The 16,089-nt window shown below is 60.9% G+C and carries 16 protein-coding genes and 1 tRNA gene; 9 read left to right on the top strand and 8 right to left on the bottom strand.

What is annotated here, in order from left to right; genetic code table 11:
- The first annotated feature begins 139 nt into the window (after positions 1-139).
- From ACFWXH_RS08725 to ACFWXH_RS08735, 3 genes are all read left to right on the top strand, one after another.
- On the top strand, positions 140-1,009 hold the full coding sequence (locus ACFWXH_RS08725; protein ID WP_379119299.1) for a S1C family serine protease: 870 nt from the start codon (positions 140-142) through the stop codon (positions 1,007-1,009).
- Positions 1,010-1,017: 8 nt separating this feature from the next.
- Positions 1,018-1,608, top strand: coding sequence for a response regulator transcription factor (locus tag ACFWXH_RS08730; protein WP_379119301.1), 591 nt, complete (start codon positions 1,018-1,020; stop codon positions 1,606-1,608).
- A 99-nt stretch (positions 1,609-1,707) separates the two neighbouring features.
- Positions 1,708-2,574: an SDR family oxidoreductase gene (locus tag ACFWXH_RS08735; protein WP_379119303.1), complete on the top strand. Its 867-nt coding sequence runs from the start codon at positions 1,708-1,710 to the stop codon at positions 2,572-2,574.
- Positions 2,575-2,596: 22 nt separating this feature from the next.
- Here the strand turns inward: ACFWXH_RS08735 and ACFWXH_RS08740 are convergent, their stop codons facing one another.
- Positions 2,597-3,118 carry a TIGR00645 family protein gene (locus tag ACFWXH_RS08740; RefSeq protein WP_379119305.1) on the bottom strand — a complete coding sequence of 174 codons (522 nt, stop codon included), beginning with the start codon at positions 3,116-3,118 and terminating at the stop codon, positions 2,597-2,599.
- Positions 3,119-3,325: 207 nt separating this feature from the next.
- Positions 3,326-5,578: an OmpA family protein gene (locus ACFWXH_RS08745; protein WP_379119307.1), complete on the bottom strand. Its 2,253-nt coding sequence runs from the start codon at positions 5,576-5,578 to the stop codon at positions 3,326-3,328.
- A gap of 149 nt (positions 5,579-5,727) precedes the next feature.
- Here ACFWXH_RS08745 and ACFWXH_RS08750 point away from each other — a divergent pair, with 149 nt between their 5' ends.
- Both ACFWXH_RS08750 and ACFWXH_RS08755 read left to right on the top strand, forming a co-directional pair.
- On the top strand, positions 5,728-6,186 hold the full coding sequence (locus ACFWXH_RS08750) for a YcgN family cysteine cluster protein (protein WP_379119309.1): 459 nt from the start codon (positions 5,728-5,730) through the stop codon (positions 6,184-6,186).
- Positions 6,187-6,381: 195 nt separating this feature from the next.
- Positions 6,382-6,732: a hypothetical protein gene (locus ACFWXH_RS08755; protein ID WP_054310666.1), complete on the top strand. Its 351-nt coding sequence runs from the start codon at positions 6,382-6,384 to the stop codon at positions 6,730-6,732.
- A 182-nt stretch (positions 6,733-6,914) separates the two neighbouring features.
- Here the strand turns inward: ACFWXH_RS08755 and ACFWXH_RS08760 are convergent, their stop codons facing one another.
- Positions 6,915-7,625, bottom strand: a complete 711-nt coding sequence (locus tag ACFWXH_RS08760; protein ID WP_379119311.1) for an SIMPL domain-containing protein — start codon at positions 7,623-7,625, stop codon at positions 6,915-6,917.
- A gap of 131 nt (positions 7,626-7,756) precedes the next feature.
- On the opposite strand from ACFWXH_RS08760, the gene ACFWXH_RS08765 reads away from it, so the two are divergent.
- Positions 7,757-7,832, top strand: a tRNA-Ile gene (locus tag ACFWXH_RS08765).
- A 114-nt stretch (positions 7,833-7,946) separates the two neighbouring features.
- On the opposite strand, the gene ACFWXH_RS08770 is transcribed toward ACFWXH_RS08765, so the two are convergent.
- Positions 7,947-8,852: a LysR family transcriptional regulator gene (locus tag ACFWXH_RS08770; protein ID WP_379119313.1), complete on the bottom strand. Its 906-nt coding sequence runs from the start codon at positions 8,850-8,852 to the stop codon at positions 7,947-7,949.
- A 329-nt stretch (positions 8,853-9,181) separates the two neighbouring features.
- Between ACFWXH_RS08770 and ACFWXH_RS08775 the strand changes: the two genes are divergently transcribed.
- From ACFWXH_RS08775 to ACFWXH_RS08785, 3 genes are all read left to right on the top strand, one after another.
- Entirely contained in the window at positions 9,182-10,540 is a 1,359-nt protein-coding gene (locus ACFWXH_RS08775; RefSeq protein WP_379119315.1) for an MFS transporter, read from the top strand.
- 98 nt (positions 10,541-10,638) lie between these two features.
- Positions 10,639-11,178 (top strand): DUF5943 domain-containing protein, encoded by a 540-nt coding sequence (locus ACFWXH_RS08780; RefSeq protein WP_379119317.1) that lies wholly within the window; start codon positions 10,639-10,641, stop codon positions 11,176-11,178.
- Between the two features lie 46 nt (positions 11,179-11,224).
- The gene (locus ACFWXH_RS08785; RefSeq protein ID WP_379119319.1) at positions 11,225-12,211 is read left to right on the top strand and encodes a dipeptidase; all 987 of its coding nucleotides are present in this window, start codon (positions 11,225-11,227) and stop codon (positions 12,209-12,211) included.
- An 85-nt stretch (positions 12,212-12,296) separates the two neighbouring features.
- On the opposite strand, the gene ACFWXH_RS08790 is transcribed toward ACFWXH_RS08785, so the two are convergent.
- The 4 genes from ACFWXH_RS08790 to ACFWXH_RS08805 are packed head-to-tail and all read right to left on the bottom strand — an operon-like array spanning position 12,297 to position 16,051.
- Entirely contained in the window at positions 12,297-13,481 is a 1,185-nt protein-coding gene (locus ACFWXH_RS08790; protein ID WP_379119321.1) for a M20 aminoacylase family protein, read from the bottom strand.
- A 29-nt stretch (positions 13,482-13,510) separates the two neighbouring features.
- Positions 13,511-14,284: an amino acid ABC transporter ATP-binding protein gene (locus ACFWXH_RS08795; RefSeq protein ID WP_379119323.1), complete on the bottom strand. Its 774-nt coding sequence runs from the start codon at positions 14,282-14,284 to the stop codon at positions 13,511-13,513.
- Positions 14,271-15,173 (bottom strand): amino acid ABC transporter permease, encoded by a 903-nt coding sequence (locus ACFWXH_RS08800; RefSeq protein WP_379119325.1) that lies wholly within the window; start codon positions 15,171-15,173, stop codon positions 14,271-14,273. Before ACFWXH_RS08800 ends, ACFWXH_RS08795 begins: the two co-directional genes overlap by 14 nt.
- Positions 15,174-15,178: 5 nt before the next feature.
- Entirely contained in the window at positions 15,179-16,051 is an 873-nt protein-coding gene (locus ACFWXH_RS08805; protein ID WP_379119327.1) for an ABC transporter substrate-binding protein, read from the bottom strand.
- Positions 16,052-16,089 lie beyond the last annotated feature (38 nt).

Below are 16,089 nucleotides of genomic sequence, written 5' to 3' on the forward strand. Positions count from 1 at the left end.
GATGCCTATATGTGCGGAGCACGAGGTTTCACCGCGACCTGACCAGATGGCCAGCAGCCGGTTTTCCTAGCCGTCAGGCGAGTACCATTGCCGGCCCGAGACGGCGATATCTGGGAAACCAACAATCCCGGAGGTCATCATGAGCGACTTCAATCTTGGCGCCTTTTCGGACGCCGTCGCCGATATCGCGGAAGGCGCGGCGTCTGCTGCCGCCAGTCTCAATGTGCATCACGGCCGTACCGCCTCTGCCTTTCATTGGGGGGCAGGCTACTTCGTCGCTGCCGAGGAGGTCCTCGATGTCGACGATGAACTCGAATTGACGCTCGGCTCCGGCGAAGGCGTGAAGGCGACGCTCGCCGGCCGCGATCCCTCAACCGGCGTTGCACTGTTGAAGACCGAGCAACCCAGCCTGCCGGTTTTGGCGAAGGCCGCTGCCGTGCGACCCGGCAATGTCGCGATTGCCATCGGCAACAGCGGGGGCGCGGCACTTGCCGTGCTCGGAACGGTCGGTGAAGTTGGGCCGGCCTGGCGCTCGATGCGTGGCGGCACCATCGACCGGCGTATCAATCTCGCTGTCGGCGCCGGCGGGCGCTTCGAAGGCGGGCCGGTGCTGGATGCCGGAGGCGGACTGATCGGCATGCTTCTGTTCGGGCCACGCCGCCGTGCTCTGGTCATTCCGTTCGAGACCATCGAGCGTACGGTGGCCGTGCTGAAGGAGAAGGGCCATGTCGTGCGTGGTTATCTGGGCGCAGCCTTGCACCCTGCGCGCGATGGCGACACGACCGGTGCCATGGTGATGGGACTGGACGACAATGGTCCGGCCAAGGCCGCCGGACTGCATGTCGGCGACATCATCGTGGCTTGGAATGGCGAGCCGGTGGAAGGGCCGCGTGGCTTGATGAGAAGGCTGGGGCCTGACAGCGCCGGCACTTCGGTCAAGCTTGGCATCCTGCGCGGCGGCGACCGCAGCGAGGTTGTCGTGACGATCGGCGAAAAGCCGCTGAACTGAGAGGATCGATGGCAGGCAGGCGACTGACAGTGCTGATCGCGCTCGGCGATGCCGGGCGGGCCGAACGGCTGTCGGCATCGCTGGCCGCCAGCGAGGAGTTTGCGCCGGTGCCGGCAGGCAGCGTTTCTGGCGTCGACGTGGCTATAGTCGACAACGCCGCCCTTCAGCTGGCGGTGCCGCTGGTGCTCCTGTCGTCTCGCCCCGTTGCCGCCGTCAATGGCAGCGCGGGGCGTGTCTTTGCCGTTTTGCCACCGAATGCCGAGGACGGGCTGATCGCTGCCGCAGCGCGGCTGGCGGCGGCCGGATATCATGCGGTCCGCGACGAAGAAGCTTTGGAATCGGTCGATTTCGCAGCGGAAGCGGACGATCACCTGAGTGGCGACCATGAGGTTGCCGCGCGGCCGTCGCTGTCGCCGCGCGAAGCGGAGGTGTTGGCCTTGTTGGCCGAAGGCGCGCCCAACAAGGTGATCGCCCGTCGGCTCGACATTTCCGTGCATACCGCCAAATTCCATGTCGCGGCGATCCTGACAAAGCTCGGCGCCGCCAACCGCACGGACGCGATTGCGATCGCCATGCGACAGGGCTTGGTGCTGGTCTAGTCAGGCCTCCCCTGCGTCATCACCGATCGGGATTTTCGTGCCTTGCATCCCTGTTCAGACCGGGCAAGGATCGACCGTTGCTGCAGGGAGGTCGATGGCATGTCGCTCAAGGGAAAGACGCTGTTCATTTCAGGCGGATCGCGCGGCATTGGGCTGGCGATTGCGTTGCGGGCCGCGCGCGATGGCGCCAATGTCACCATTGCGGCCAAGACGGATACGCCGCACCCCAAGCTGCCTGGCACCATTCACACAGCTGTCGAAGAGATCGAAAAGGTCGGCGGCAAGGGGCTTCCGGTGCTGTGCGACATTCGCGAAGAGCCACAGGTCGCTGAAGCCGTCGCCAAAACGGTCGAGCGTTTCGGCGGCATCGATATCTGTGTGAACAATGCCAGTGCCATCCAGCTTACCGGCACGCTGGAAACCGACATGAAACGCTACGATCTGATGCACCAGATCAACACGCGCGGCACCTTCCTCGTTTCCAAAATGTGCATTCCGCACCTTAAGTTAGCGTCAAACCCTCATATTTTGAATCTGGCGCCGCCGCTTGACATGAAAGCCAAGTGGTTCAAGGGCCATGTCGCCTACACGATGGCGAAGTTCGGCATGTCGATGTGCACGCTGGGCATGAGCGCCGAATTCGCCTCGGCAGGTATCGCGGTCAATTCGCTGTGGCCGTTGACGGCGATCGACACGGCAGCAATACGCAATCTTCTCGGTGGCGAGACGGTGGCGGCGATGAGCCGTTCGCCAGAGATCATGGCGGACGCAGCGCATGCCATCCTGACGCGCCCATCGCGCGAGGCGACCGGAAATTTCTACATCGACGAGGAAGTGCTGCGTGCCGAGGGGATCACTGATTTCTCGAAATACGCGCCCGGCGCAAAGGGTGCCCTGGCCGGCGACTTCTTCGTGCCGGACGAAGTGTTCGCTCGCACCGAAACCAAGGTGACCGGGCTGTTCTAGGGCTGATCGGAGAGCGCTGCGATCAGTCGGGCGAAGCGCTCTTGTCGTCTTTTCCGTGGCCCATCAGCCTGTCGATATAGGCCAGCATCAGCGCGGACAGCACGAAGGTGAGGTGGATGATGGTCAGCCACATCAACTGCTCGGTCGAATAGGACGAGGAGTTGAGGAACACCTGCAGCAGATGGATCGACGAGATCGCCACGATGGTCGAGGCGACCTTGACCTTCAGCGAACCGACATCGATCGTGCCCAGCCAGTGCACCTTGCCGTCATGCTCGTCGAAGCGGCTGACGAAGTTTTCGTAGCCCGAGATAATGACCATCACCACCAGCGAGGCGACGAGCGCTGCATCGATGAGGCCGAGGATCTTCAGGATCGTGTCGGTGTCGCCCAGCACCATCACCTTGGTGATGAACTCATAGAGTTTCTTGGCAAACGAGAGCGCATAGATGGCGAGCGCCAGGCCGAGCCCGAGGTAGAAGACCACCAGAAGCCAGCGTGAGGCCAGGATGATGGATTCAATGGCGAGTTCGAGGCGTTTCATAAAATGCGTCCGTGCTTTCAATCGGCGTCGTTTTGAGTGAGCGGCGCGGTCTTGGCAAGACGCGAAATGCTCCAACAAAAGACCCGGTCGGTGGAGTAAGCCGGCCGGGTCTCTTTGACGTCCCGTTCAGGACGGGACGGGGCAGGGAACCCCACTAACATTTGGGACTCCCAATGTGGCGAATCAATGCCCTAGGAGCAGAACCGCCTATTTTGCGTTAGCCATCGGCGCCACCAGTGGGGTGATGCGGCGGATGGCGACGCGCCGGTTCTCGCGCTCCGGCTTGTCGCTCTTCACCTTGAGATAGCGTTCGCCGTAGCCCTGCGTGCTCAGGTTTTCCGGCGGGACGTCGAAGACGCTGCTCAATGCGTTGGCCACCGCCTCGGCGCGGCGGTCGGACAGCGCCAGATTGGCGACATCCGACCCGACGGCGTCGGTGTGACCTTCGATCAGGAAGGTCTCGGCCGGGTTCTTGGCGAGTAGCTTCTGCATGGCTTCCGCGACACCTTGCAACTTTTGCACCTCGCTTTCGGGGATCGTGGCCGAGCCGAACTCGAAGTTCAGCGTGTCGAGATCGATGCGGCGGGCGATATCACGCACGCGCGCCGAGCGCTTGACCTCGTCGATCGAATAGAGACGCTTGACCTTCTCCACCGGTGGCCGCTCTAGGAAGAGATAATAGTCGTCAGGGCTGCGGACATACTCCGATTCCAGGATGTATTCCTCGCGCGGAATGTCGACATAGATCGGCGGCAGCTCGTCGCCCGGATCGCGCCATTCGTTCATGTCTTCATAGTAGCGCTCGTCGACATAGCTCAGCACATATTCTTGCCCGTCCGGCGTGATGCGAGACCGCCTGACGATATCGCCATTGCGATTGCGGATGGTGATGATCTGGTTGCCGTTGTCACGCACGATGGTCTCGCGCGTGCGGCCACGCGGCAGGTCCTCGTAATAGACATCCTGCGCGTCGCGGGTGATGCGCGGACGCTCGTTGCTTTCGACGATCACCTGGTTGTTGAACTGGATGATCGTACGATCGCCGAAGTTCTTGACGATGTCGGCGCCTTCGGGACGTGGACGCCGGCGCACGTCGAAATCGGGCGCACGTTCGAGCCGCGTGCCTTTTTCTTCCGTCACCGGAGCGATTTTCTCCGGTTGGATTGTCACCTGCGCTGCCCTGTCGTCGGCGGGTGGTGGCGCCTTTTCGGCCGGTTGCTGAGCTGGTTGGGCAGGCTGTGCCGCCGGCTGTTCGGCCGGTGCCTGGCCAGGCTGTTGCGGCTGGGCGGTGGTGCCTTCCTGGCCCTTGACCGGACGCTGAGTATCCTTCTGGCTATCGAAGATCGGCGCGGCATTGGGGTTGGCCGGCGCTTCGGTCTGCTGGCCGGCCGGCTTCTGTTCTCCGGCTGCCGGCGTCTGCTCGCCTTCGGTCGGTGCAGGCTGCTGCCCGCCCTGCGCCGGCTCGGTCGGTTCACCGGTTTTCGGCTGTTCGCCGGGCTGCGCCTCATCGGCGGGCTTGGTGGTCGTCTCGCCCTGTCCAGCCGGTTTCTGTTCTCCGGTCGCCGGTTTCTCTCCACTCTGCGCGGGTTCCGCTGGCTTCGACTGCTCGGAGGCAGGCTTCTCATCTGGTTTTGCCTGGGCTGGTTCTTCCGCCGGTTTGGCCGCAGGTTCTTCCTTGGCGGGTTTCTTCCCAGCCGGCTTCTGCTCGGGCTCGGCGGATTTCTGTTCCGGTTCGGCGGGTTTGGCCTCCGGTGCCTTTTCGGCAGGCGCCGACTGCTCGGCTGCAGGTTCAGTCTGCTCCTGCTTGCGCTTCTTGCGCGGCTGCTCCGGCTCGGCAGCCGGCGCTTCCTGTTGGGCAGGTGCGGCCTCGGTGGGTGCCGGCTGCTCCTCGCTCTGCTTACGCTTCTTGCGCGGCTGTTCGGGCTCGGCGGCCGGCGCTTCCTGTTGGGCAGGCGCAGCTTCGGCGGGTGCCGGCTGCTCTTCGCTCTGCTTGCGCTTCTTGCGCGGCTGCTCCGGCTCGGCGGCCGGAGCCTCCTGTTGAGCAGGAGCGGCTTCGGCGGGTGCGGATTGTTCTGCCGGTGCGGGTTCCGCCTGCTCCTCGCTCTGCTTGCGTTTCTTGCGCGGCAATTCAGGCTCGGCAGATGGCTCTGCGGCCTCCGGTTCCTGCTGCGCCTGTATCGTGGTTGGTTCGGGTGCAGGGGCCTGCTCGACTGCTGGCGCGGGTTCTGGCGCCGCCACGGGCTCAGGCGCGGCAACTGGTTCGGGTTGCGGCTCCGGCGCAGCCTGTTCCACCGGCGGCTGGCTGCTTTCGGCTGAGCCGTCACCTTCTGCTTGCGCCAGAACAAGGGGGGATGCGGCGCGTGCCGCTGGGTCGTCCTGGAGCGGCAGGGCGGCGAGTGGTGTCGAGGCCATCAGCAGGCCGAGCGCGGTTCCGGTCAGAATCCGTTGTTGGCGTTTCATGTCGAATCTCCTTTGCGGGGACGCTGCTGGGGCCCGTTTGCGCGGCCGGTTCGGCCGGCAAGAGCCACAGCGGTGAGAATAGGGGTATCGAACGGGCGTTTTGATGGCGCAGGCCAAGCGCGCTTGACGTTGCCGCCGCGGCGCGCCACATGCGCCGGATGGAAAGCGAACCGTTCTGGAAGACCAAGACTCTGGAGGAGATGTCTCCGGCCGAGTGGGAATCGCTGTGCGACGGCTGCGGCAAATGCTGCCTGTCGAAGCTCGAGGACGAGGATACCGGCGAAATCTATTGGACGAGTGTCGCCTGTCGCCTGTTCGACGCCGGCACCTGCCGCTGCCACGACTATGCCAACCGTTTGGCCAAGGTGCCCGACTGTGTCGGTCTCACGCCGCAGAATGTGCGCACCATCAGCTGGCTGCCATCGACTTGCGCCTACCGGCTCGTTGCCGAGGGGCACGATCTCTACTGGTGGCATCGGCTGGTTTCCGGCAGTGCCGAGACGGTGCATGAAGCCGGCATTTCGATGCGGGGGCGCGTACGCGCCAGCGAGACCGATCTCGCCGAACCGGAAGACTATTTCGATTACGTGCTCGATGAGGAGCCCTGAAGTCGGGTCTGTCGACGAATAAGCATGCACGCGGCAATGCCGCCGTTCATTTTCCATACCCGACTATGGCCACCGGTGAAATGAACCTCGCATGAACAGGCGGTTCCCGTTCGGTTCAGCCAAGCCTCGTTATGGTCACATCATCGCTTCGGCGAACAGGGTTCAAGCAGACAACGCTTCCATAAGGAGAAGACCATGTTGACCAAGATCAAGGCTGCCGCACTTTCGGCTTTCGTCGCTTTTGGCGCTCTGGCCGCCGTCCCGGCGACCGCGCAGGCCGAGGGCATCTATCTGAACTTCGGCAATGGCGAGCCGCGCTTCGGCGTCTACGCCGGCGACCGCGATCACCGCGACTGGCGCCGTGACCGCTGGGAGCGTCGCGGCTGCTCGCCGGAACGAGCGTTGAACAAGGCTGAGCGCATGGGGATCTGGCGCGCCCGCATCGTCGATGTGAATCGTCGCGTGATCAAGGTCGTCGGCCGTGAGGACGGTGAGCGCACGATGGTCGTGTTCGGCCGCGAGCGTGGCTGCCCGGTCTATCGCTAAGCGCAATTCCAGGAAAAGTGCGTAGCGGTTTCCCGTCCGGAATTGCGTAAAAACAAAGGCTCTAAGCGCAGCCGCTATTTAAACGGATGCAAAAAAAACCCGGAGGATCGCTCCTCCGGGGTTTTTCTTGTCTGCTTCGGTTGCCCGGTGGGCGCCAGATTATTCTGGCGTCCTGCGTGCGATCACTTCAGTTCGAAGGTGACGTTGACCACGACCTTGTAGGCATTTTCACCGGCCTGCATCGGCACGGACGCGCCGGCGGCGTCAAAAGCCTTGGCATTCATCGGCATGGGCGGCGGGGCATAGTTCTGGTCGGTGATTTCCACAACCTTGCCGACGCTGACGCCTGCCGCTTCGGCAAGCGTCTTGGCCTTGGCGAGGGCATCGGCCACTGCCTTCTTGCGTGCCTCGGTGATGGCGGTGGCCGGGTTCTCATTGGTGAATGAGATGCCGCCGCCCTGGTTCACGCCAAGCGACACGGCCTTGTCGAGAATCTCGCCTGTTTTGGCAATGTCGCGCACACGCACCGACAGCGTATTGGTGACCTGGTAGGCGATCAGTTTCGGCTCCTCACCGCCGTCGGTCTTGTTGGGGTAGTTGTAGCGCGGGTTGATCTGGATGCTCGCCGTTTGCAGATCGCGCTCGGCGATACCGGCCGCTTTCATGGCGGCGATGACGGCAGCCATGGCATCGTTGTTGGCGTTGAGCGCCTCGCGTGCGGTCTTGGCCTCACGCATGACGCTGAGCGACAGAAGGGCGAGATCAGGCGCCACGGTTGCCTCGCCTTCGCCCGACACGATGATGCGCGGCGGCTGCGGGGTCTCGGCCGCGCCGGCGACTGCTGGCATTGCGACGGCGGCGGCAAGGGCTAGGGGTAAAAAGGCTCTGGTCATCGAAAAACTCCGTTGTTCGCCAGTGGCGATGGCCCGATTAAGCATCGAATATGGATTGATTTGGGCGATCTTGGCGAGAGAGCTCGTAAAGCCTTGTGCGTGGACTGGAAAAACACTATCCAGCCCGCGTGGGGCCTGTAGCTCAATGGTTAGAGCCGGCGGCTCATAACCGCTTGGTTGGGGGTTCGAGTCCCTCCGGGCCCACCATCATCATTGTCTATCAATGGTTTATAGGGCAGTTCGCCACCTGTATCGTCGGTTCGGATGGGCATGGCAACGTCATTGGACCGCCCGCCTGATCAGCTCGATTTCAAAGCCGTGCTATTCACCGGCCCCGAGACCCCGGCGGTGATTTCGCAGGTGTTTGAGAAAGGTGCTGAGCACCTTCGAGCGGTTACTGCGATCCCACACGGCCGAGATTGGAAGTTTCTCAGGCAGGTCGCTGAGCGGGCGAACCGCGACCCCGTGCCGTGCCATGTTTCCTATACAGCTGGAATAGATGGCCACGCCCGCACCCACGATCACAAGCCCGAAAATTCCATCGCTGTTTGTCGCTTCCAAAGCGATGTCGGGAAAGAAGCCTCTCGCGCGGCATTTGGCGAAAACCTGCTGTCGGAACACAACCCAACTATCACCTGTCCCGAATACAAACTTCTCGTCTTTGAGCTCCGTCAGCGTCAGTGTCTCGTTTTTCGCGAGCGGATGGTCCGACGCCAGAACCACGACGTATTCGTTCTCGTCGAAAACCAGGCTGTTGGTGGACTGGTGGTCGAATTCTCCGTACATGAAACCGATATCGATCGAGTTTTGAAGAATGGCGACGTGCTGGCGAACGGTTGGCATGAATATGAGATCCAGATGAATATCCGGATGCGCGAGGTTGAAATCCCGCAGGAACTCGGGCAGCTTTCCGTTGATTGCAAAATCTGTGTAGGCGACGCGCAGTTCGCCTTGCAAACCTCGCGCTGCCTTGCGCGTCTTTGCGATAGCCAGGTCGATCTGACCGGCAATGCCGGAAATTTCCGTCAGAAACACTTTCCCTGCCTCTGTTAGTTCAACCCGTCGCGTCGTGCGGGTGAGCAAGGGTGCACCTATCTCGGACTCGAGCTGCTGAACGGTTTTTGAGAGTGCCGGCTGCGCGATGCGCAGCGTGTTGGCAGCTCGCCCAAAATGGAGCTCGTTTCCAAGAACGAGGAAGGCACGCAAGTGTCGCAAATCGAGGGCCATGAGTCCTCCATTGATATCCCAAGATTATCAATAAAGCTCTCATCGATATTTTACAAATAACTCTGCCACTACGATCCTTGTGACGAGGAAAGGAACTGATCGACGGGATTCCGACGGTTCGGATCGTCGGCGTATCGCGTCGTGCTGTTTGAAATTCCTTTGTCACCCATGCGGTGCAGGGGAGATCGAACGGAACGGTGGCACTCACGTACAAGCCGGAAAAAGCCGAAAAGGCACACCGGTGGTCGGCAAGCAGGTGCAGCACCAGCTTCCGGCAGAGGGCCAAAGTTCCATTTCAGACCCAATGTCAGATTCGGGAGGATATCGGCATGACAGCGCAGGCAGACCCGCAGACTTCAACCAAAACGCTGCGAAAGGTAATCAGCGCGGCGGCTATAGGCAATTTCGTGGAATGGTTCGATTTCGCGGTTTATGGCTTTCTCGCAACGATCATCGCGAACCAGTTCTTTCCAAGCTCAAGCGTCAGTCTGGGACTTCTCAAGACGTTCGGTGTCTTCGCCGTGGCGTTCGCGATGCGGCCCCTGGGCGGCATCTTCTTCGGAATTCTCGGCGACAAGGTCGGACGCAAAAGCATCCTGTCGCTGACGATCCTCATGATGGCGGGTGCCACAACCCTGATCGGCTTGCTGCCGACGCATGGCAGCATCGGCGTGATGGCGCCGGTTCTTTTGACCCTCTTGCGTTGCCTCCAGGGCTTCTCGGCCGGCGGGGAATATGCCGGCTCGGTGGCATATGTCATGGAACATTCGCCAAATCATCGCAGGGGTTGGTATGGAAGCTTCGTTCCGGTCTCGACATTTACCGCCTTCGCCTCGGCCGCTCTTCTGGTCTTCGCAATGGAAAACAGTCTTTCCAGCGAGGCGATGGCGTCCTGGGGATGGCGGGTTCCATTCATCGTCGCGGCACCGCTCGGCATCATCGGCCTGTTCTTGCGGTGGCGGATGTCTGAGACGCCCGCGTTCAAGGCCATGGCGGCCGAGGAGAATCTGCATGCACATTCTCCCTTGAGGGAGACATTGCAAAGCCAAGCCGGCACGATCCTGCGTCTTGGAGCCTTCATTTCGCTCACGGCGTTGTCTTTCTACACCTTCACCACCTATTTCGCGACGTATCTCCAGGTGGTGGGAAATCTCACCAGACCTCAAGCGCTCCTGGTATCGACGGTGGCCCTGTTCTTCGCCGCCGCCGCATGCCCGGTCGCCGGTCGGATCTCGGACAGCATCGGGCGGCGGAAGTCGATCGGGCTGATTTGCGGTTGGGTCATCCTGACGGTTTTGCCCGCCTTCGGGCTGGCAAGCTCGGGCTCCGTACTCTACGCCGTCGCCGGCGTGCTGTTGCTCGCAATAGGGGCGCTGTCTTGTGGCGTGGTAACGGCAACCTTGATGTCGGAATCGTTTCCGACCCGCACGCGCTACACCGCCTCGGCTTTCACCTACAACGTATCCTACACAGTCTTCGGAGGCACGGCGCCTTTGATGGCGACGTGGTTGATCGAACGCACCGGAAACAATCTTTCTCCGGCATTCTATCTGATTGCGATCGCAGTACTCGCGATGGCTGGCGGCTTGGCACTGCGCGAAACGTCGCGAGTCTCCCTATTCGGCGAGATGCCTGAAACGGCTGGCGCAAGCCTGATTCAGGCTTCGAAGAAGGGCGTGGCGGTATAGTTCGGCCCCTCTACGAGATGTGCACCAGGCAACAGCGCTGCCCGCAAAAGCCGGCCCTGTGTGCACCGATACATCCAGACGATTCAATAAGGTGAAGCATGCTGCCATCGGTAGATATCGACGTGGACGAAGCGACCGGGATCTGGGAGACCGATGGTCTGCCCATGCTCTACATCCCCCGTCACTTCATGGTGAATGTTCACAAGGAAGTCGAAAGCGCTCTCGGCTTGTCCAGGTATCGCGACGTTCTGTACCAGGCAGGCGCCAAATCAGCCTATTACTGGTGCCGGAAACAGGCTGAAACCTACGACATATCCGGCTTTCCCGTTTTTGAGCACTACCTCGAACGCCTGACCGCGAGAGGCTGGGGACAGTTCAAACTGGAGCGCGTCGCTGAAGATCTCGGGAGTGCCGAAATTACCCTCAAAAACTCGATCTATGCGCTGGAGAGCCCTTCCGGCGCTGACCACGCGACCTGCTACATGTTCGAAGGCTTTTTCGCCGGGGGACTTCAGTACTTATTCGACGGACAAGGTCGCAAACCGTTCGAGGTCGAGTGTCGGGAGGTCCAGTGCGAAGCGATGGGCTTCGACTGCTGCCGGTTTGAAATAACAAGAGTTCAAGGCGCCAATACTTGAACTTTCCGCCGGCGAAAAACCGATCCAATCTGAAAGTGAGAATAGCATGAACAAGTCTGCAAGACAGGTTTACGACGATTCCGTGGTCATTGACGGCCTTATCATCTCCAACTGGAACGGAGACATCTTCAGGGAGATGCGCCAAGCTGGCCTTACGGCAGCAAACTGTACCTGCAGTGTCTGGGAGGGATTCGAGGCGACAGTCCAAAATATAGCGAAATGGAACGGGTGGTTTCGCCAATATGCGGACGAAATCGTCAAGGCACGCTCCACCGAAGATATCGTTCAAGCGAAAAAGGCGGGCAAGACGGCCATCATCCTCGGGATGCAGAACACCACAGCCTTCGAAGACCAGATAGGTTATGTCGAGATACTGAAAAGTCTGGGCGTCGGTATCGCCCAGATGACCTACAACACGCAGAACTGGGTCGGAAGCGGGTGTTATGAAGGCCGGGATAGCGGCCTCTCGGATTTCGGCCGTGAGGTGGTGGCCGAAATGAACCGAGTGGGCATGTTGTGCGACCTCAGCCATGTCGGCCCCAAGACGTCGAGAGACGTTATCGATTCATCGAGCAAGCCGGTTGCCTATTCCCATTGCCTTCCAGCCGGACTGAAGGCCCATCCCCGCAACAAAAGCGACGAGGAGCTTCGTTACATCGTCGAAAAGGGTGGATTCGTCGGCGTCACGATGTTCCCGCCCTTCCTCCCGAAGGGCGCCCAATCCGATATCGGAGACTACGTCGGCGCGATCGACTATGTGATCAATCTTGTAGGGGAAGATTCCGTCGGCATCGGCACGGATTTCACGCAAGGCTACGGCGAAGAATTCTTCGACTGGATCACGCACGACAAGGGGTTTGGACGCAAATTGACCGATTTCGGCGAGGTCAAGAACCCCGACGGGATACGGCGGATCAGCGATTTCCCGAATCTGGCGGATGCCATGTCGCGTGCTGGGTGGACAAATTCGAAAATCGAGAAGGTCATCGGCGCTAACTGGCTCGGCCTTCTCGACCGGGTATGGTCCAGCTGAAATCCAACACGTGGCCGTTTTGATTTGAGGCATGCTCGCGTGGTCAATTGGCCACGCGCCTCGGGTGAGCCGATGCGGGAATGTTCTAGATAGACAGAAACCGCTCGGCCAGTCGGGCCCACATCGCGGCACCGGTGGTTAGGCTGTCGTCATTGAAGTCGTATCTGGAGCTGTGCAGGATCGCCGAGTCGACGCCGTTGCCGAGGCGCAGGAAGCAGCCGGGTTTGTGCTCCAGGAAATAAGCGAAGTCTTCGCTGCCTGGTATCATCGGGCAGATGCCGACCTTGTCCTCACCCACCAGTTCCTCGGCAACCGTGCTCGCGAAGGCGGTTTCCTGTTCCGAGTTGATGACCACCGGGTAGCCACGCTCATAGTCAATGGAAACACTGGCGCCATGCGCCTCGGCGACCGAGGACGCGATGCTGCGGACACGTTGCTCGAGCGTATCACGCACCTCCGGCGAAAAGGAGCGGATGCTGACGGTGATTTCCGCGCTTTCGGGAATCACGTTCGATGCCGTTCCGCCGTGAATGGTCCCGACCGTCACGACGGCTGTCTCAGTAGGATTGACATTGCGCGACACGATCGTCTGCAGCGTCATGACTATATTGGCCGCAACCACAATCGGGTCCACAGTCAGGTGTGGACGGGAAGCGTGGCCGCCGCGCCCGGCGATGGTGAGCGTGGCCGTGTCGGCTGCAGCCATCAATGGCCCCGATCGCATGAGGAAGGTTCCTGCCGGTGCGCCCGGATGATTGTGGAGGCCAAAGATCGCATCGCAAGGGAAACGTTCGAAAAGGCCGTCCGCGATCATGGCTTGGGCGCCGCTGCCCTTGCCTGCCTCTTCGGCCGGCTGAAAGATCAGGTTGATCGTCCCGTTGAAGTGGCGTGTGCGCGCAAGATATTCGGCTGCGCCGAGCAACATGGTGGTGTGGCCATCATGGCCGCAGGCATGCATCTTTCCGTCTGCCGTGCTGGCATAGCCCAAGCCGGTGGCTTCCTGGATCGGCAAGGCATCCATGTCCGCACGTATCGCGATGCTGCGACCGCCGTTGCCTTGCTTCAGGCGCCCCACGACGCCAAGACCGCCGACATTGCGGGTCACCTCGTAGCCCCAGCTTTCGAGCTGCTCGGCGACATAGGAAGCCGTTTCATGCTCTTCGAAGGACAGTTCCGGATGGGCATGGAGATGTCTGCGGGTCTCGATGAGTTCGCGGGCGCGTTCCTCGAGATCCGAGATGCGGACGAACTGATTTGAAGCTGAAGGCATGGAATGTTTTCCTTGGTCGTGCGCGGCGGTCAGATGAAGCGGCTGAGGAAACTTCTGGTCCGCGGATGTTTGGGATTGGCCAGAACCTCGCCGGGAGGTCCCTGTTCGACGACAACGCCGTCATCCATGAAGACGACGCGGTCGGCGGCCTCCTTGGCAAAACCGATCTCGTGCGTGACCACGATCATGGTGAGCCCTTCCTTGGCCAGGTCGCGCATCGTGGCCAGCACTTCACCAACGAGTTCGGGGTCGAGTGCAGAGGTGGGTTCGTCGAAGAGCATCAGGCGCGGGCGGATCGCCAGTGCACGCGCGATCGCTACGCGCTGCTGCTGTCCGCCCGACAATTGCCGGGGATAGGCGCCGAATTTCTCGGAAAGGCCGACGCGCGTGAGAAGCTCGCGGGCATAGCGAGTGGCCTCGTCACGACTTTGCTTGTGCACTCCGATAGGCGCCTCGATCACATTCTCCAACGCCGTCATGTGCGGATAGAGATTGAACTGCTGGAACACCATGCCGATCCTGCTGCGCTGGGTGGCAATTTCGCGGTTGGTGAGCTTGTTGAGCCGGCCATTCTTGAGGCGGAAGCCGATCTGCTCTCCATCCACCTCGACAAAACCCTGATCGATTGTCTCGAGATGATTGATGCAGCGCAGAAAGGTCGACTTGCCCGAGCCGGACGGCCCGAGGATGACCACGACCTCGCCGGCAGCCACGTCCAGGTCGATACCCTTCAGGACTTCAAGCGGACCGAACGCTTTGTGGACGCCGCGAGCGCGAACGAGAACGGTTTCAGGCGCGCTCATCGACGGCTCCTGCGGGCATGGAACTTTCCTTCTTCTTGTCGGGGGTAAGGCCACGGTCGCCGCGGCTGTAATAACGTTCGATGGCACTTTGCCCGATGTTCAGGATCGACGTGATGAGCAGGTACCACAGGACCGCAACAAGCAGCAGCGGGATGATTTCGAACGTGCGGTTGTAGATCGACTGGACGGAATAGAGCAGGTCTGCCATGGCGATCACGCTGACCAGGGAGGTCGCCTTGATCATGCTGATCAGCTGGTTGCCGGTTGGAGGGACGATCGACTTCATCGCCTGTGGGATGATGATGCGCCGCAGCGCACGTGCCTTGGTCATGCCGAAGGCTTGCGCGGTCTCGGCCTGGCCCTTGTCTACCGAAAGCAGGCCGCCGCGGATGATCTCCGCCATATAGGCTGCCTCGTTGAGGGCGAGGCCGACAATGGCGGCGGTCAGCGGCGTTATCAGGTCGTTGGTGTTCCAGCTCGCGATGCCTATCGATATCCGAGGGAACAACGTCGACATGTTGTACCAGAAGATGAGCTGCACCAGCAGCGGCGTTCCGCGGAAGAACCAGATGAACAATCCCGCCAGCGAAGACGCCAGCCTGTCTTGCGACATGCGGGCAATGGCCAGGATCAGCCCAAGCACGACGCCGATGATCATGGCGACAACCGTCAGGCCCAACGTCACCGACAGACCCTGCATGACAGTCGGGTCGAAGAAATACTGTGCGACGACCGGCCAGCCGAAGTTCGGATTGATCGCAACGATATAGGCGAAACCCAGTCCGACGGCCAAGGTGACGGCCCATAGGGCAACGCGGGCGAGGGGGAAGGGCACATGCGCGAGTTTGACGTCGCGCAGCGCATCATCCGACGGGTTGAAACCGGACATAGCCTCTACTGTCCCTGATTGATGCCGGGTGTGCCGATCATGTTGTTCTCAAGACCCCACTTCTTCATGATCTGGGCATAGGTGCCGTTCTTGATCAGGATCGTGAAGGAATCGAGCAGCACTCCGCCCAGAGGCGAGTCCTTTTTGACGACGGCGCCTTGGTAGATGTCCTTGAAGCCGTTCGCCTGACCGACGGCCGCAAGTTCGAGCTGGCCGTTGGCCTGCTGCACGAAATAGGTAAGCGGAGCCTGCGAGGAGAAGAACGCGTCCGAGCGTTTCGACCTCACGGCGAGGATAGAGCTCGGCTGGTCGGTGAAGGATTGGACCTCGACGGCAGAATGTCCGCCGTCGGTGCATTTCTTCGACTGTTCCTTGATGACCTTTTCCGCGGAGCCGCCAGCCATCACCGCGATGCGCTTGCCGCAAGTCGCATCGAGTGAGGTGATGCCAGACGGATTGCCTTTCTCGACGGCGAAGACGACATATTCGCGCGCCCAGTCGACAAAGTCGTTGGCCTTCTGCCGGTCGGGATAGTCACCGACCGGACCCATGGCGAACTGATACCGGCCGGAATTGATGCCGCTGAGCAGAGCGGGAAGGCCTGCAACCGAAGCGTGGTCGATGCTGATGCCGAGCAATTCGCCGATCGCGGTCGAAATGTCCTTGGTCGCTCCGGTGAGTTCGGTACCAGTCACGATTTCATAGGGAGGGAACGAACCGTTGTTGACGGCGATCATCTTGCCCGCGTCGCGAATTTCCTGGGGCAGACGTGCTCGCAACGCTTCGTCCTGAGACTGTTTCTGGATGTCCTGGGACCAGGCGGCGTTCGCAGCGAGGATCACTGTCAGGGCGGCGAGAGCAAAGGCAGGTTTCTTCATGGCATTTCCTCCGTCATTTTGTCCGGTTGCTTCGGGCT

The organism is Mesorhizobium sp. NPDC059054 (assembly GCF_042739215.1).
GTDB lineage: Bacteria > Pseudomonadota > Alphaproteobacteria > Rhizobiales > Rhizobiaceae > Mesorhizobium.

Excerpts from the sequence above, each read along its gene's own strand:
- ACFWXH_RS08800 (WP_379119325.1), bottom strand. The coding sequence starts at position 15,173 with ATGTCCGGTTTCAACCCGTCGGATGATGCGCTGCGCGACGTCAAACTC.
- ACFWXH_RS08760 (WP_379119311.1), bottom strand. The coding sequence starts at position 7,625 with ATGACCAGAGCCTTTTTACCCCTAGCCCTTGCCGCCGCCGTCGCAATG.
- ACFWXH_RS08730 (WP_379119301.1), top strand. The coding sequence starts at position 1,018 with ATGGCAGGCAGGCGACTGACAGTGCTGATCGCGCTCGGCGATGCCGGG.
- ACFWXH_RS08735 (WP_379119303.1), top strand. The coding sequence starts at position 1,708 with ATGTCGCTCAAGGGAAAGACGCTGTTCATTTCAGGCGGATCGCGCGGC.
- ACFWXH_RS08790 (WP_379119321.1), bottom strand. The coding sequence starts at position 13,481 with ATGCCTTCAGCTTCAAATCAGTTCGTCCGCATCTCGGATCTCGAGGAA.
- ACFWXH_RS08770 (WP_379119313.1), bottom strand. The coding sequence starts at position 8,852 with ATGGCCCTCGATTTGCGACACTTGCGTGCCTTCCTCGTTCTTGGAAAC.
- ACFWXH_RS08725 (WP_379119299.1), top strand. The coding sequence starts at position 140 with ATGAGCGACTTCAATCTTGGCGCCTTTTCGGACGCCGTCGCCGATATC.
- ACFWXH_RS08805 (WP_379119327.1), bottom strand. The coding sequence starts at position 16,051 with ATGAAGAAACCTGCCTTTGCTCTCGCCGCCCTGACAGTGATCCTCGCT.
- ACFWXH_RS08740 (WP_379119305.1), bottom strand. The coding sequence starts at position 3,118 with ATGAAACGCCTCGAACTCGCCATTGAATCCATCATCCTGGCCTCACGC.
- ACFWXH_RS08775 (WP_379119315.1), top strand. The coding sequence starts at position 9,182 with ATGACAGCGCAGGCAGACCCGCAGACTTCAACCAAAACGCTGCGAAAG.
- ACFWXH_RS08755 (WP_054310666.1), top strand. The coding sequence starts at position 6,382 with ATGTTGACCAAGATCAAGGCTGCCGCACTTTCGGCTTTCGTCGCTTTT.
- ACFWXH_RS08780 (WP_379119317.1), top strand. The coding sequence starts at position 10,639 with ATGCTGCCATCGGTAGATATCGACGTGGACGAAGCGACCGGGATCTGG.
- ACFWXH_RS08745 (WP_379119307.1), bottom strand. The coding sequence starts at position 5,578 with ATGAAACGCCAACAACGGATTCTGACCGGAACCGCGCTCGGCCTGCTG.
- ACFWXH_RS08785 (WP_379119319.1), top strand. The coding sequence starts at position 11,225 with ATGAACAAGTCTGCAAGACAGGTTTACGACGATTCCGTGGTCATTGAC.
- ACFWXH_RS08795 (WP_379119323.1), bottom strand. The coding sequence starts at position 14,284 with ATGAGCGCGCCTGAAACCGTTCTCGTTCGCGCTCGCGGCGTCCACAAA.
- ACFWXH_RS08750 (WP_379119309.1), top strand. The coding sequence starts at position 5,728 with ATGCGCCGGATGGAAAGCGAACCGTTCTGGAAGACCAAGACTCTGGAG.